The 13,684-nt window shown below is 69.4% G+C and carries 14 protein-coding genes and 2 pseudogenes; 2 read left to right on the top strand and 14 right to left on the bottom strand.

Annotation, left to right across the window (positions count from 1 at the left end):
* Positions 1 to 103: 103 nt before the first annotated feature.
* The 5 genes from J0910_RS30445 to J0910_RS30465 all read right to left on the bottom strand — a co-directional run bounded on the left by J0910_RS30445 (position 104) and on the right by J0910_RS30465 (position 4,439).
* A complete protein-coding gene (locus tag J0910_RS30445; RefSeq protein ID WP_420162218.1) occupies positions 104 to 1,030 on the bottom strand; it encodes a hypothetical protein in 927 nt (308 codons plus the stop codon).
* Between the two features lie 523 nt (positions 1,031 to 1,553).
* Positions 1,554 to 1,814: a hypothetical protein gene (locus tag J0910_RS30450; RefSeq protein ID WP_420162219.1), complete on the bottom strand. Its 261-nt coding sequence runs from the start codon at positions 1,812 to 1,814 to the stop codon at positions 1,554 to 1,556.
* A gap of 34 nt (positions 1,815 to 1,848) precedes the next feature.
* Entirely contained in the window at positions 1,849 to 2,202 is a 354-nt protein-coding gene (locus tag J0910_RS30455; protein ID WP_420162220.1) for a LuxR C-terminal-related transcriptional regulator, read from the bottom strand.
* A complete protein-coding gene (locus J0910_RS30460; RefSeq protein WP_420162221.1) occupies positions 2,186 to 2,548 on the bottom strand; it encodes a hypothetical protein in 363 nt (120 codons plus the stop codon). Before J0910_RS30460 ends, J0910_RS30455 begins: the two co-directional genes overlap by 17 nt.
* A gap of 406 nt (positions 2,549 to 2,954) precedes the next feature.
* Positions 2,955 to 4,439 carry a serine/threonine-protein kinase gene (locus J0910_RS30465; RefSeq protein ID WP_420162222.1) on the bottom strand — a complete coding sequence of 495 codons (1,485 nt, stop codon included), beginning with the start codon at positions 4,437 to 4,439 and terminating at the stop codon, positions 2,955 to 2,957.
* Between the two features lie 287 nt (positions 4,440 to 4,726).
* Here J0910_RS30465 and J0910_RS30470 point away from each other — a divergent pair, with 287 nt between their 5' ends.
* The gene (locus J0910_RS30470) at positions 4,727 to 4,948 is read left to right on the top strand and encodes a hypothetical protein (RefSeq protein WP_420162223.1); all 222 of its coding nucleotides are present in this window, start codon (positions 4,727 to 4,729) and stop codon (positions 4,946 to 4,948) included.
* 19 nt (positions 4,949 to 4,967) lie between these two features.
* On the opposite strand, the gene J0910_RS30475 is transcribed toward J0910_RS30470, so the two are convergent.
* The 6 genes from J0910_RS30475 to J0910_RS30500 form a co-directional block, all read right to left on the bottom strand.
* Positions 4,968 to 5,201, bottom strand: a complete 234-nt coding sequence (locus J0910_RS30475; protein WP_420162224.1) for a P-loop NTPase family protein — start codon at positions 5,199 to 5,201, stop codon at positions 4,968 to 4,970.
* A gap of 635 nt (positions 5,202 to 5,836) precedes the next feature.
* On the bottom strand, positions 5,837 to 6,298 hold the full coding sequence (locus J0910_RS30480; protein ID WP_420162225.1) for a hypothetical protein: 462 nt from the start codon (positions 6,296 to 6,298) through the stop codon (positions 5,837 to 5,839).
* A gap of 65 nt (positions 6,299 to 6,363) precedes the next feature.
* Complete coding sequence (locus J0910_RS30485; RefSeq protein ID WP_420162226.1) at positions 6,364 to 7,536, bottom strand: NucA/NucB deoxyribonuclease domain-containing protein; 1,173 nt, start codon at positions 7,534 to 7,536, stop codon at positions 6,364 to 6,366.
* 26 nt (positions 7,537 to 7,562) lie between these two features.
* Positions 7,563 to 8,813 (bottom strand): hypothetical protein, encoded by a 1,251-nt coding sequence (locus tag J0910_RS30490; protein WP_420162227.1) that lies wholly within the window; start codon positions 8,811 to 8,813, stop codon positions 7,563 to 7,565.
* A gap of 192 nt (positions 8,814 to 9,005) precedes the next feature.
* Positions 9,006 to 9,746 (bottom strand): hypothetical protein, encoded by a 741-nt coding sequence (locus J0910_RS30495; protein WP_420162228.1) that lies wholly within the window; start codon positions 9,744 to 9,746, stop codon positions 9,006 to 9,008.
* Entirely contained in the window at positions 9,743 to 9,871 is a 129-nt protein-coding gene (locus J0910_RS30500; protein ID WP_420162229.1) for a hypothetical protein, read from the bottom strand. Before J0910_RS30500 ends, J0910_RS30495 begins: the two co-directional genes overlap by 4 nt.
* Before the next feature lie 389 nt (positions 9,872 to 10,260).
* On the opposite strand from J0910_RS30500, the pseudogene J0910_RS30505 reads away from it, so the two are divergent.
* A pseudogene (locus J0910_RS30505) lies at positions 10,261 to 10,458 on the top strand (IS701 family transposase); the annotation flags it as partial.
* Positions 10,459 to 10,521: 63 nt separating this feature from the next.
* Here the strand turns inward: J0910_RS30505 and J0910_RS30510 are convergent.
* From J0910_RS30510 to J0910_RS30520, 3 genes and pseudogenes are all read right to left on the bottom strand, one after another.
* Positions 10,522 to 10,947: pseudogene (locus tag J0910_RS30510) on the bottom strand (TniQ family protein); the annotation flags it as partial.
* Positions 10,944 to 11,852 carry a TniB family NTP-binding protein gene (locus tag J0910_RS30515; protein ID WP_420162230.1) on the bottom strand — a complete coding sequence of 303 codons (909 nt, stop codon included), beginning with the start codon at positions 11,850 to 11,852 and terminating at the stop codon, positions 10,944 to 10,946. The pseudogene J0910_RS30510 and the gene J0910_RS30515, both read right to left, overlap by 4 nt.
* A complete protein-coding gene (locus tag J0910_RS30520; protein WP_420162231.1) occupies positions 11,849 to 13,501 on the bottom strand; it encodes a Mu transposase C-terminal domain-containing protein in 1,653 nt (550 codons plus the stop codon). The genes J0910_RS30515 and J0910_RS30520 overlap by 4 nt, the downstream gene beginning before the upstream one ends.
* Positions 13,502 to 13,684: the final 183 nt, after the last annotated feature.

Consider the following 13,684-nt stretch of genomic DNA (forward strand, 5'->3'; position numbering starts at 1 on the left):
CGGCGGAACCACCGGTGCTCCCTCCGTAAGGAGCCCCAGTGGTCCGTGTCAGCTGGGAAGGCCACCTCTGAGGCCCGCCACGCCTACGGCCCCATCAGCCTTCTTACCCACGCAGGGCGCGGCTGAGGGCCCTGCCGGATTCGGCGGTGAAGGGCCCGTCGATCTCCACGCCCAACGTGCGGGCAAGTTCGGCGATGTGTAGGCGCACCGCTGCCTCCAGCAGCGACGCGTACCTGTCGGCCGCGTTCTGGGAGTGGACGTGGGCGGTGACCGTGATCGCTGCCGCGACCAGAAGCATCGGCCACCACAGCACGACCAGCGCCCCGTACAGCACCGCCCACCCCGTGAGGGTCGCCGCGCGGGTCAGGGCCTCCCGGGCGGCGCTCAGCTGCTCCCGGTTCCCTTCGTCCAGGACCAGCCACAGGCTGGGCCAGATCTGGGACAGTTCCACATGGTGGGCGCGCCCGACGCGGACCGCCACCGCGCTGATCCGGTCCCCCGCCCAACAAGTGCGCTGAGGATGCTCCGGGGAAATCCGTTCCCGCGCCCGGTAGGTCTCGTTCACCTCGGCCCTACGCATCTCAAAATTGTGCTCCCGGCCGGTGCGGTGGGCGTCTCCGAGCGCGGACACAGCCCTGCCGAGCACACGCTCGTACTGCTTCGATGCCTTGTTCCAGCGCTTCCTGCGCGCTGCGATCCGCCTCTGTGCGGCCCGCCGCAGCAGCGGCGTATCCGGTTGCAGCCACCACCGTTCGACGATGGCCCCCAGTGTCTGCGCTGCGAACCCTGCGGCGGCGGCTGCGAGGAGTACCGCCCCCAGGAGAACCGCCAGGGCCGACACACCCGCACCGTCCACGGCGCTCGCCCACTCGTCGATCCGGGCCAGCAGCTCGCCGAAGGCGAAGGGGCGGAGGTGCGGCATCGTCCAGGCGACGGCGACGACGGCCGCGTAGAGCGCGCCGGGCAGCACGAGCATGTTCAGCCAGCGCTGCGCGATGCCCTTGCCCAGTTCGCTGAGGACGAGGGACACTCCGCCCTCCTCTCAGATCTCTCGGACAGCCGCTGGACCGCCTGTGATCGCGCAGCGCCGCTCGTCTTCGTTCGCATCGGTCGAGAGGACGGCCAGTGTGCACCGCCTGAGCGGGCACAGATACACCCGCTCGGGCGGCCGACCGGTACCCGCCAGCCCTGCGTGCCCGGGGTGCCCGTGCTCTGGGAGGACGCGCGGGGACCCAGCCGCAATCATCGAGAACTGCACCCCCGGCGCCCCTGATGCTCCGGGGCTCCCCGGGCTGTCTCGGGCGTGTGCAAGTTCTTGGCGAAGACGCGAGATGCCGTGCACGCCCCCGGGGTGCCCTGCCGCAATGAGCGTGTCGTGCAGGTCCCCCAGGGCCTCCACGAGGTCCTCGGACAACCCCGGTGACCCACCGGGATCTCGGTGGAGCACCGCGAGTGCCCGGTCCAAGGGCCCCGTGTCCGTGGCTTCCTGCAACTGCGCACGCATGGCGTCCAGCTTGGTGCACACGTGGCGTACGGCTTCGGCGACGTACGGCTCATTCCAGGATGTTCCGCTCCTTGAGCGGTTCGACTCGCCCGTTCCCATTCGTCCAGCGCTCCGCCACGTCAGAGGTGTCCGTCACGTCGACAGTGCCCAGTGCCCCGGCCGTGATCCCCGCCCGTCCGGTTCCGGACAGCCGCCCTTCGGGGCAGCTGAGGATGGCAACTTCGACACCGTCGGTGAACTCCGCTTCGCCGTCCGGTGGCAGCCGCCCTTCGGGGAGGGAAAAGAACGCGGATGTGAGCCGCGCCTTCATCTTCAGGGGGCTGATCTTCCCTGCTTGGAAGGCGTCAGATCAGCCTTTTGCGGGCCGCCCAGACGACGGCTTCGATCGGGGTGTTCACGCCGAGCTTGTCGCAGATCGACCGCAGCTGGCGGCGCAGGGTGCGGGCAGAGAGCTCCAACCGCCGCGCGGCGACGTCGGTGGTCACCCCGGTGGCGATTTCAGCGAGCAGCTGGATCTCGTCCTGTGTCAGAGAGACGCCGGCGGGATCGGGGCGAGTGCCGCGTTCGGGAGGGGCGTCGCCTTGGTCGGCCTTGGCCGCTCCGAGGGCGGCGACGGCGGGCTCGTCGTGATCTGCTTCCCGGTACGCACGGGTGTCACGGCCGAGCGCGTCGAGGAGCTGCTCACTGAACCTGCTCATCTGCTCCTCCGATCTCGGCTGGGACGGCACTTTGAGAATCGGCTGCGGCGCCGTCCCGCGTCAAGCGTGCGGAGCGGCTGAGCTGCTCGATGATGTAGGGGGCGGCGATGCCCACGGCCAGCGCCCCGAACGCGCCGCTGATCTGATCGCCCAGGCCGGCCGCCGCCGCGAGCCCCGTGCCGATGCCCAGGCGGATGACGACCGAGGCCGCCCACGGCCCGAAGGAGGGTTCGCCGGGATACTGCCAGGGCCAGCATCGGGTCCGCCTGATCGCGCTGTTGAACTGCAGTCCTTCGATCGCGAAGGCGCCGAACAGGCCCCAAAGAGCACAGGCGAGAGCGGTCACGTCAGGTTCCCGAAGGGGCGGGTGAAGCAGATGTCAGGGGCGATCCCATCTGAGGCGGCTCCGTGAAGAGTCGGTTCTGAGGGTCTTCCGCGTCGTGGACGCCGATTCTTTCGCATCAAGGGCGGTGGCCGCTACCGGCCGACCGGTTTTAGTCCAACATGGGAGATCCAGGTCTTTGTGGCGGTGCAAGCCACGGCTATGGGCGCTTCTTGAATTCCACCAGGCTGAGCTGAGCCCCGCGGGTGTGGCTGGGGAGGGGCGGGGGTCGGTCCCTGGCGCAATCGGGATCGAGAGGGAACGAGGCGACCTTTCAGTGTCTAGGTTGAAGGGCGGACGTTGATGACGTCGGTGGTGAGTCGAGACGCCGGCGGTCGGGGCCCTCGGGTCGGCCATGCGCGTCAGGAGGTCAGTCCGTTCGTGAGAGTACGACTGTCGTTTTGGGGCCGGACCCGGTCATCCTCTCCCCGGACACACTGTTCTCGGCGAAGATGTCAATGGTCATGGTGTCCCCGTTGACGGTCAGATCCACCTCGCTGCTGTAGTTCCAGCTCTCGTTGCTCATGCAGGGACGGACCTGGCCCTCGGTGAACGAGATGTACGCCCGGTCGGTGTTGTCGGTGTCGTCGAGCAGCCTGATCTGGGCTGAGCAATTGTCCTCGCCGAGGGCTTTGAGCTCGGCGGTCGGCTCCCCGGCCTCGGTCCGCACCTCTACCTGAATCCCGGAGTCGGTGGTGCCTTCCCACGATCCGGCTTCGTCTTCGGAAAACCGGGTGCCCGCGGCGTCGTTGCCGTTTCCGCCGGTGCCGCCACCGCCGCTCTTGTTCTCGTCGCCGCCCTTTTCCTCCGCGCTGGTACCCCCTTCGAGGACGTTGCCGAGTAGCATCCCCATCCCCGCAAACGCGGCGGCGACCAGCACGGCACCGGTGCCGAGGAGCCAGCGCGGCGTTCGTTTCAAGCGCCCCGACCGGCCGGAGGGGTTCGGCTCCGGGAGTGTGCCCGGCGTCGGCGGCCGGATCGCGGCGGTCGCCGCAGTGCCGTCGAGCACGGCCGTGTGGGCGTCACGCATCGCCTGGTCGAGGCTGGTGGCGTCGGTGGGTCCTCCCTGGCGGCCCAGCAGCGTCATGAGCACCTCCACCGTGTTGGGGCGGGCGGCGGGGTCCTTGGCCAGGGCCGAGGCGACAAGCGGGCGCAACGTGGCGGGGAGAGCGCTCAGATCAGGGGCGGTATTGAGCACGTTGTGCAGCACGTTCGGGATCGTGGAGCCCTGGAACGGCGAGGTGCCCGTGGCGGCGAAGGCGAGGACGGCGCCCCAGGCGAACACGTCGGAGGCGGCCGTGGCGTTGCCGTGCGCGATCTGCTCCGGCGCCATGAACGCCGGGGTTCCGATGGTGGAGTTGGTCAGGGTGCCGGCGCCTTCGGTGATCTGGGCGATGCCGAAGTCGATCACCCGTGCCCCGCCGTCACCGAGAAGGACGTTGCCCGGTTTGAAGTCGCGGTGCACGATACCGGCTTCGTGGATGGCGACCAGCGCGGTGGCCGTGGCCACGGCGAGTCGGCTGAGGTCGCCGTCCGTCATGGGGCCGTCTTGTCTGATGCGCTGGGACAGTGATGGGCCCTCAACGTACTCGCTGACGATGTAGGGGGAGGCCGCGTCGAAATCGGCCGCCATCACGGCCGCGGTGCAGAAGGAGGCGACCTTCCGGGCCGTCTCGGCCTCGCGTACGAATCGCTGCCGGACGCCGGAGTCGTCCAGTGATTCGGCACTCAGGCACTTGATGGCCACACGGGCCCCGCCCTGCGCCGGTTCCGCGAGATAGACCGTTCCTTGGCCGCCCGCTCCGAGGCGGCCGATCAGACGGTACCCGCCGACCTCGGCCGGATCGTCGTCCATCAGGGGCGCAGGCTCAGGCATCTCGGATACTCCGGGGGTAGGCGGACGCTTCGCTAACGCTAATCGGGGATATCGCCAGAGTCACTCTGGTTTCTCAGAACATGGGCGCCTGACATGAGACTTGCTGGGATCAGCTCATCGGAGGAACCCTGCAAGGATGGGCGGTCTATTTTTGGGCGCCCTGGGGGCGTGATCGTAAGTTACCTTATCCTTGGAAAGCGGGCCCGAGGAGTGATCTGCTGGCAGTCCTCGGGCCCCGGGCAGGGTCTAGGTGTATTGGCCTGCAGGTGGCCGACGCCCACCAGTGGCAGCCGACCTTCGGGGCAGCCGAGGAGGCGATGTCGGTGGCCGCGCTGCACGAATCCGCGACGGTGGCGGCCGTCTTCTGGTGCATAAAGAGGAACAACAGCGGGGTCCTGGCCGCTGACCTGATGGGGCGCCGCTGTCCATACGCCCTGGAGGCTGGGCAGAAGAGAGCGGTCCCGGCGTTCCCGCCGGAACCGCTCTGAGGGCTCCGCGGCTGTCCGCTCAGCTGGTGGTGATTGGTGCGCCCATGGCGTGGTAGCCGCCGTCGACGTGCAGGGTGGCACCAGAGGTGCTGATGTGTTCGGCCAGGGTGCCCAGGTCGGTGCCGGGAGGCGGTGCGAGCAGCCACCGCTGCCCGGCCACGCTGTTCAGGGCGTGGCGCAGGGCGCGGGACTTGCCCGCAGTGGAATCGCCCACGACCAGCACCGCGCCCCCGCTCCGGGCGGCGGCGCGCACCGCCTCCTCCAGCGCGCCGTCGAGGTCGCGGGGATGTAGGGCGGCAGCCTCGACCCGTCAGGCCCGGGGCCGGGCCGGGTGCACCCCCCCAGCGCCCGGGGGCCGCCTCCAGGGCCCGCTCCCGTTCCGGGGCCGCTCCGCTGTTGTGGATGTTGTAGACGTCGCGGGCCGAGCCGATCTGGGCGAGGTTGCCGGCGGCGGTGTGCTCGGCGCTGTTGCGCACCTTCGAGGAACCGGGGCGGGTCCCGGAGGCGTGGGGGGCATGGTCTCGATTGTGCCGGAGCAGGAGGGGCCCTGTCCCGACCCTCCGCCCGTTCTCCCGGCGGCAGGGAGCACAAGAGGCCGGGACCCTTGCGGGCCCCGGCCGGAGAGGGCCGGTCGGCCGACGGGGCGGGACGTCGGCGATGAACGGCGTCTCTGTGTCCTCGGGGAGGAGGCAATCATCCTCTAGAACATTTCAGGAAGTTCTTTGACAAGGGTTTTTGAGATGTCCGCGGTATTGAAGTGGGCGGGAACATGTCCGTGGGGGCTGTATATGGTTTTCTGGGGAAATGAAGTCGCGTCCCTGGTTCTGCGGCGGCGCCCTGTGCTTTTCACGGGAAGTTTCGGGGTTTGTTTCTGCTTGCTGGAAGCGCTCAGAGGGCGGGCCACAGGTCCAAGGCGTAGCGCTCCTTGCCGTCCAGGCGGGCGAGGACCTCTCCTTCACGGTCGAGGTCCCAGTCCTCGTCGCAGGCCTGCTGCTCGATCCGGGCGGCCTCGCGCATCACCGCGTGGTGGTTGCGGCTGCGGACCCGGACCCGCCACCGCCCTGGGGAAGGGAGCTCGACCTGCGTGGCGGGTCCTTCCGTGCCCTGGAGGACGGTCAGCTGCCCCTCGGGGAAGGCGACGGTGAACAGGTATTCGTGCTCGAACCCCTGCTCTGCGTCAGGAGGAGGGGGCCCGTCCCATACCTGGATGTCGAACCCGACCTTGACCGTTTCGCTGGCGCATGGAAAGACGATCCAGTGCTCGTCGGCTGCAACCCCCTCGACCGTGGAGCGGGCGATCACATCACGGCCGCCGCGGACGTGGCCGCCCCCGTCGTGAACGGACAGCATCTTGTAATCAGGAGTGGCTAAGACCTGCTGGCGCACTACCAGCTCAGAAGCAGAATGATGAGGCATCAAGGTGTTCCCGTGATCTGGACATAGAAGGGATCGCCGTCCAAGATTCGCTGCTCTTGGTACGTTAGCAGAAGAATGTGTCCCGCCTCTTTGTTGTCGTCGCCACCGATGAGGCGTGCGGAGAAGCTTCTCCTGTCCCCAGTGGATGCGCCCTCGTAGGTGGAGGCGAAGGGGTACTCATCGCAGTTGACCAGATCGCCGTCCCCCTTGTCTCCCCACACATCAGTGCACACGCGGCCGGCCGCCCTCCGGTTCTTGTCTTTCTTCTTTTTGTTCTCCATCCGGTGCAGAGGGCGGCCCTCTTCCTGGCCTTGGGGCTTCTTCCCCGGGACGGTCTTGCCGAGGTGGGAGGGGAAGGTGCGCTCGGGGCGGTTCTGGGCGTCGTAGATGTGCAGGGCGGTCTGCTCGACCGCGGGGTCGTCGAGGCTGAGGGTGTAGAGGCCGGGAGTGTCGGCCAGGACGGTGCCGTGCTTGGGCTGCCCGGAAGGTGCTGCGGAGTCGAAGCGGGCCCTGGTGCGGAACAGGCCCGGCTCGGAGTAGGAGTTGGTCTGGGGGTGGGAGGCGCCGATGTCCATGGAGAGTTCGAGGTCGGCCAGCTGGCGGTTGCCGGTGCCGCTGCTGCCGTTGTGAGGGGAGGTGTAGGTCAGCTGCCACCGCCCGGAGTTCTTCCACTCGCCGATCAGGTCGTCGCGGCTGGTCCTGGTGGGCTGGACGACCGGGGTGGAGCCGGAGGTGGAGGCGGTGAAGGTCTGGGTGATGCGCAGGCGCTCTTTGTCGTAGGCGAGCGGATCGTTGAACAGTGCGTTGATGCCGAACACGCTGGTGAAGATGTCCAGGCGCCGCTCGTCGGGGGAGGCGAAGGCGAGAACGTAGAAAGAATAGTTGAGCTTGCCGATCACCTTGGTGCCGGCGCTTCCGATTTCATAGATGTCGGCTTCGATGATGGTGCTCTTGCAGGTGGAGAAGCGGTCGCGCAGCCAGCCTTCTTCAGTCCCGGCCTCTTTGCGGTTTTCGCAGGCTAGGAGGAGCTCCTCGAACTCGCTTTGGGAAGGGCCGCCGGCCAAGGCGGCGGCATCATCGGCGGCGGCCGGGGCCGGGGTGAGCAGCAGGCACAGGCCGGCGAACACCATGAGCACGCGCAGCGCCAGTGGGCGTGGGAGGAGGGAGGGCATGGTCCTCTTTTCCAGGGGAGAGGGGGTCAGGCGCATGCGCCCAGGCAGGAGTGGACGATGTGGCCGTCGGCCTGGTCCAGGGCGATGACCGCCCCCTGGTAGCGGGCGCCGTCGGAGCCGGTGGCCGCCGCACTGGTCCGGGCGACCCACAGCGGGGCCTCGGCGGGCCAGGCATCGGGCACCGGGGCCCCGGTGCGCTCGCGGTAGGCGCCCGCGCTCTCCCGATGGAGCGTGATGTCGCCTTCGGCGAGGGCGAACCGCTCGGCGACCAGGTCCCGGGCGTCCTGGTCGGTGAAGCCCGTGCCCGCCGAGCGCGCCTGGGGGTGCTCAGAGGCCTGGGCCGCGGCGGCGTTGCAGACCTCGCCGCGCTCCACGCATTCGGCCAGGCCCTCGACCCGGTCCAGGCACTCCTCAGGGGCGTTTTGCATGCAGGCGGCCAGTTCGGCCTGGTCGACGCCGTTGAGGACGCCGTCGGCGGCCGGGGGCGGTGCGGCCGGGACCGGGGGGAGGGAGAAGGTTCCCCCGCCGGTGCCGCCGGGCTTTTCGACGTTCCACACCGACAGCTGGTCCTTCTTGAACTGCATGGAGGTCTTCAGGCACAGGGGAGGGGCGCCTCCGGCGTCGCAGTCCTGGCTGAGGCCGTCGGCGACCTGCGCTTTGGGGAAGCGGCTCCAGTACTTGTTGCCGGTCATCCACTGGAGGTGGTTGTCGATCTTTTCCACCGCGGTGGTCTGGGGGGAGGCCATGATGAGGCTGGCCGTCATCGACCTCGGGTCGCTGTCGGGCTGCTTGCTGGTCGATCCGGCGGGGTTGAAGTCATAGACCAGCCTCCACTGGCCGCCCGAGTCGCCTTTGAGCAGCATATAGGTGTGGGGAATGACGCCGGGCTCGGCGGGGCCTCCGTAGGGCGGGGTGATGGAGCCCCTCTCCTGGGTTTCTGCGGAGTTCTCTTGCCAGAAGGGGCCGTAGGTGACGGCATCGCCCTTCTTCTTCACCGCTTCCAGGCCGATCACGATCGAGGCCCGCTGGGAGGTCTCGACGCCTACGGCCTTGCGGGTCCAGGTCCCTTCGTAGGTGTCGGCGGAGTAGCCGATCTTGGCGTTCCTCCAGGAGGAGAAGACGCCCTGGAGGGGTTCGGGGGCCTCGGCGCACAGCACCGCTTGGAAGGTGAAGGGGCCGGCGTCGCACTCGGGGGCGGCCTGGGCCGGGGCGGCGGGCAGCAGCGCGGCTGTGAGGAGCGCCGATGCCAGGACGGCGGTCCGGGGGAGGATTTTCACGTGTGCGGCCTTCTATCGGGGGAAATGCCGCGAAAACCCTAGAGATTCACTGCCTGTGCCTCAAGGGGGCAAAATGACCCCTTATGGTCACCCGTTGCTGTTGTCTGCTCACCTTTGGTTCTGGTAAGGGATCATCGGATGATTGAGGATTGTCGAAGCGTGATTGGTTGTACCAGGGCAGAGGTGGGGGCTTTAGGGTGCCTTCCCGCAGCGGGATGAGCGCCTTGTGTTCGGCCGGATCCCGGAATCGGGCCCCGGCCGCACGGGGGCGGGCGGCGGGCGCGGTGCTTCGGCGGTGAGCCGGGCGACGGCCTCTCCGACCGCCTCGCCGCCGTAGAGGCGCTTGGCCAGGCGCCTTCTGGCGGTGCCCCAGCGCTGCACCTCGTCTCCGTCGCCTCCGCAGGCCTGGATGAGGGAGGTGACGGAGGCGATCCCCACCAGGTTCCCACGCTTCTCCTTGCGTGCGGCGTCTTTCCTGTCCTTCCTGCCCTCGGAGGGCTGCAGAACGGACTGGATGGTCGAGCGCTTCAGCTTTCCGCCGGAGTGGTACTCCAGATCCCGCAGGGAGGGCTCGCCAGCCCAGTGGCGGTACTGGCACGGCAGCTCGATGAAGTCCTCGGTGCTGCGGGCGCTCATCGGGTCGGGCCGCTCGTCATAGCCTTCGTAGTCGGGGAAGGCGGCCGGGGCAGGGGCCCGCAGGCGGGGCCTTGGAGTCCGGGGCCTCCTCCCGGGGGCAGGTGGATCCGGATGTCGCGGCCGCGCCCCGGTGCGGCCGGTCCGCTCTGGGGGATGGACTTCAGGGGCCCGCCCGTAGTAGCGGCCGGCAGGGCCGCGCTGGAGCTCGGTCGGCGCGGCGTCGGGGACGGGCCGGTAGACGGTGGGTTTGCGGTGGGAGCGGTTGGGGCCGGTGGGGCCCAGCAGGTCGGTGCTCATCGGGCCTCCCGGCAGGGCGGCATCCGGCGGATGGCCTCGGCGGCCGCGCCCAGGGCGAGGGCTATGACGATGACGCGGGCAGGGGCCAGAGAGCTGATCACGATCAGCGATCGGGACTCGCTCATGGAGGGGTCCCTTTCCCTGTTTTTCTTCGGGCCTTATGCAGCTGTGAACCCCGGCAGCAGGTTCCGCGTCGATTGTTGAGAAAGGTGCCGCTCGGAGCTGATGGGAGATCACTTATGGGGCACGGTACCCGACAAAGTGCGCGCCGCGAGCTGGGTTTCACGCACTTTTGTTCTGCTTATCCCGCTTATTCTCGAATGTGCCTTTAAGTGGGTTTGCAGTAGAGGGATTCCAAGGGGCGGTGCGGGCTGGCCTTCGGGCGGTCGGGGGCGTCTGCGGCCGTCCGGGGCGGTCCGGTCCGGGCCGGCGGAGAAAGAAAAGCGGCCCGCCGTGTTAGTACTGCAACGACACTCCGTGATGCGGGGGACGTGGCATCGTTGACCGCATCGTGGTGAAGCAGACAATCGAAGGCCGGTCAGATGCGTTTCTTGACTTCACGGCCCGGTTCGCGGGACGTTTCGGGCGGGTGGAGCCCCGGCGGCGGATGGTGTCCTACCTGCGGGGACTGCTGAGCGAGACAGAGCGGAAGAACGGCTGGACCCTGGCGGAGGCCGCGGGGGACGACGGCCCCCAGGGCATGCAGCGGCTTCAGCGCCAGCCGCCATACCAGGGCGCGGCCGCGCTCGGGATCGGTGGCGCACCGCGGGCAGGCCCGGGGCAGCGGCCAGCACGAGAACCACGGCCCCCGCCAGCGCTTCCAGCGGCCGACGCGGTTGGCACCGGCCTCACCGGGGGTCAGAAGTACCGAGTTGTCCCGGACGTAGGTGTCGAACACCGGCTGAGCGACCTCGAGCGGCACGTAGAGCATGTCGAACAGCCACGGCTGCCAGCCCACGAGTGTCATCGTCCGCAGCCGGGCGATCCCGACGCCGGTGCGTTCGGCCAGCGCGGTGAGCATCGCCTCGGGCGGGTCGTAGTCGAGGTCGACCGGGGCCCGCAGGCCGACCAGGCCGAGGTTGCGCTCCAGCAGGTCTTGGACCCCCAACCCGTACAGGTCGGCGAGCCGCTCCAGCCAGGACGACAGCGACTCCAACGCACCGGGGCGAGGGTGCAGCGGCCACCGCCGCGGCGCGCTCACGTGAGCTCGCGCTCGAACAGTCGGCGACGCTCGCTCGGCCCGGCATAGGGCGCCAGCCCCAGGGTGCGCTGGTTGATGGCCTCCTCACCGGACTCGACTGCGGCCACGGCTGCGTCGGTGAGCAGATGGGTCAGCTCGCCGATCGTGCCCTCGCTGCGGGTGAGCAGGTAAGCGGCCATCTCGGCGGACGCGATCGGTGAGGGCCTGCGCAGCGGGAACGACGCGGCGAAGCTGGCCAGCAGCGAGCAGGCGTCGGCGTCGGCCTCCCAGCGGGGCAGGGTGAGCGGGGCGAACCGGTTCTCCAACTGGTCGTCGGAGCGGATGGCCAGGTAGGCGTCCCGGGTGCCGACACCGACCAGCGGGACGCGCAGCTCGTTGCCGAGGTAGCGCAGCAGGTTCAAGAACTCCCGACGGGTATCGCCCCGGCCGCCGAGCACGTTGTGCAGCTCGTCGATCACCAGCATCCGCACCCCGGCCGAGCGCAGCAGCCGCAGCGCCAGCTGTTCCAGCTCCGCCACCCGGTAGCGTGAGCGCAGCGGTGCGCCGAGCGCGGCCAGCAGGGCCACGTAGAACCGGTGGACCGACGGCTCGGAGGGCATCTGTACTGCCAAGACCGGGATCTCCTCGCGGCCGGGGTGCGACACCGGCGGGTGGGAGCGGCGGAACTTCTCCACGATCATCGACTTGCCGTTGTTGGTCGGCCCGATCAGCAGCAGGTTGGGCATCCGCTGTTTGGACGGCCAGGCCAGCAGCGTCTCCAACCGCTCCAAGGCCTCGATGGCGCGGGGGTAGCCGATCCACCGGTCCGAGCGCACGTACCGCAGCCGCTCGGTGTCCGGTAGCCGCACGATCTGCTGGGCGGCCGAGTGCAGGTGCGACAGGTCCACCGGTTCGTCGGCGTTCACCACTGCTCGATCACCTCGAACGGTCTGGCCGCGGCTTCGCCGGCTCGGTCACGGGGCGGTGATGGCGGGTTTGCCGGCTGCGGCCGGGGCGCTGCCTCGGAGCGGCGCTGGCGGTCGCGGCGGGCCTTGCGGGTCGCGCCCGACGCGGCCTCGGTGATCTGGCGCATCCGCTCCACCATGGCGAACAGCGCGTTCTCATCCACCTCGGCCCGCCCGAGCTCGCGCAGCCGCGCGACGGCGGCCTTGTGCTCCCAGGCGGTGATCGGCGGACGCGACAGCGTCCGGTAGGGGACCTCCACGTAGGTGAAGCCGTCCGGGGCCAAGACCCAGATCCGGCTGATGTCACGCGGATCGCGGCGCAGCACGAATCGGCCCAGCCTCTCGCGGCGGGCGATCCACGGTTTCAACGCGTCGCTGTAGTACTGCACGTGCTCGATGACGAACCCCGACCGCGACAGCGTCCGGCGGATCACCGGCAGGAAGTCCACCAGGAAGGCGGTCTCGCTGGTCACCGTCACCGGCGGGGCCGCCGCGGCCTTGTCCGCCCAGACCCCGGCCGGGGTACGGCCCAGCCCCTCGTGCACCTGGCCGTGATAGGAGGCCACCGCCAACGCCAGCCAGCGCTGCAGCTCGGCCAGCGTCAGCACGGCCGTGCCGTCGCTGTCGTAGGCGCCGCGCTCGGCGGTGTTGGAGAACGTGGTGCCCGGCAGTTCATGGGCGGACTGCATCATCGTGCCGATCAACCGCTCGACGATCCCGCCGAAGTGCGGCCTGCCGGGCGGCCGGTAGCCCAGCTTGATGCCGTGCTGGTCGCAGCCCCGGCGCAGCGCCTCGCTCTTGAACTCTGAGGCGTTGTCCACATACAGCTCGCGCGGCTTGCCGCTCATCGGCCACGCCGCCTCCGCCCCGAGCCGTTCCAGCCAGGGCCGCTTGTCGGTGACCGTGTGCGCCAGACATAGCCCGACCGAGGTCGCCGATGGGGACTCCAGCGTCACCACCAGGCCCACGACGCACCGGCTGGCCACGTCGATCGCAGCCGTCAGGTAGGGGCGGCCAATGGGCAGCCGGTGCCGTTCGTCGACCACGATCACGTCCACCGGCGTGTGGTCGATCTGCACCTGCTCCAGCAGCCCGGTGACCGCGGGCGGGGCGCCCCCGGCCGACCGCAGCGGGCGGGCCGCTTCACTCCCGTCCCGCGCGGTGGTGGCCGAGACCGGATCCAGTCGCGCGATCCGGCGCAGCACTGTCCCCCGCGAGGGGACCCGCAGGCCGCGGGCCCGGCACCGGCGGGTGATCTCGCGGTGTACCGCTGCCACCGTGCGGCGCTGCCGCGTCAGGTACCGCTCCCGCAGCACCTTCTGGACGATCGCCTCAACCTCTTCCGGCAGCCGCCCGCCCCCGCGACCGCCGCTGGAACGGCCCGGAAGCAGGTCCGACACCACCCCTTCATCCGCGCGCCATCGCCCGAGCAGTACGTACACCTGGCGCCGGGAGATCTGCAGCTTCGCGGCGGCTTCATCCGCTTCCGCCAGGCCCACGGTGTCCTTCTCCGCGAGCGGGCCGATCACCTCGGCCTGCCTCACTGCGGTATCCCACGCCTGGGCGGGCGCGGTTAGGACGCCGCGCTCGGCCACCGGTTCGTCCGTCATCGCCAAGCCCTCCGCCGTGCATGCGACTACGGCCGATCCGACCGTAGTGCAGGCGACTCCGTATGTCCTGAGAACCCGGAATCCTCTGCGCTCGGCAGGTGAATGCGCAGCTCAGCCGTGCACACGACTTCGGACATTCACACCTGACTTAACTTCTGCGGGTACGAACTGTCCCCTCTGCCG

Source organism: Nocardiopsis oceanisediminis (assembly GCF_048595525.1).
GTDB classification, from domain to species: domain Bacteria; phylum Actinomycetota; class Actinomycetes; order Streptosporangiales; family Streptosporangiaceae; genus Nocardiopsis_A; species Nocardiopsis_A oceanisediminis.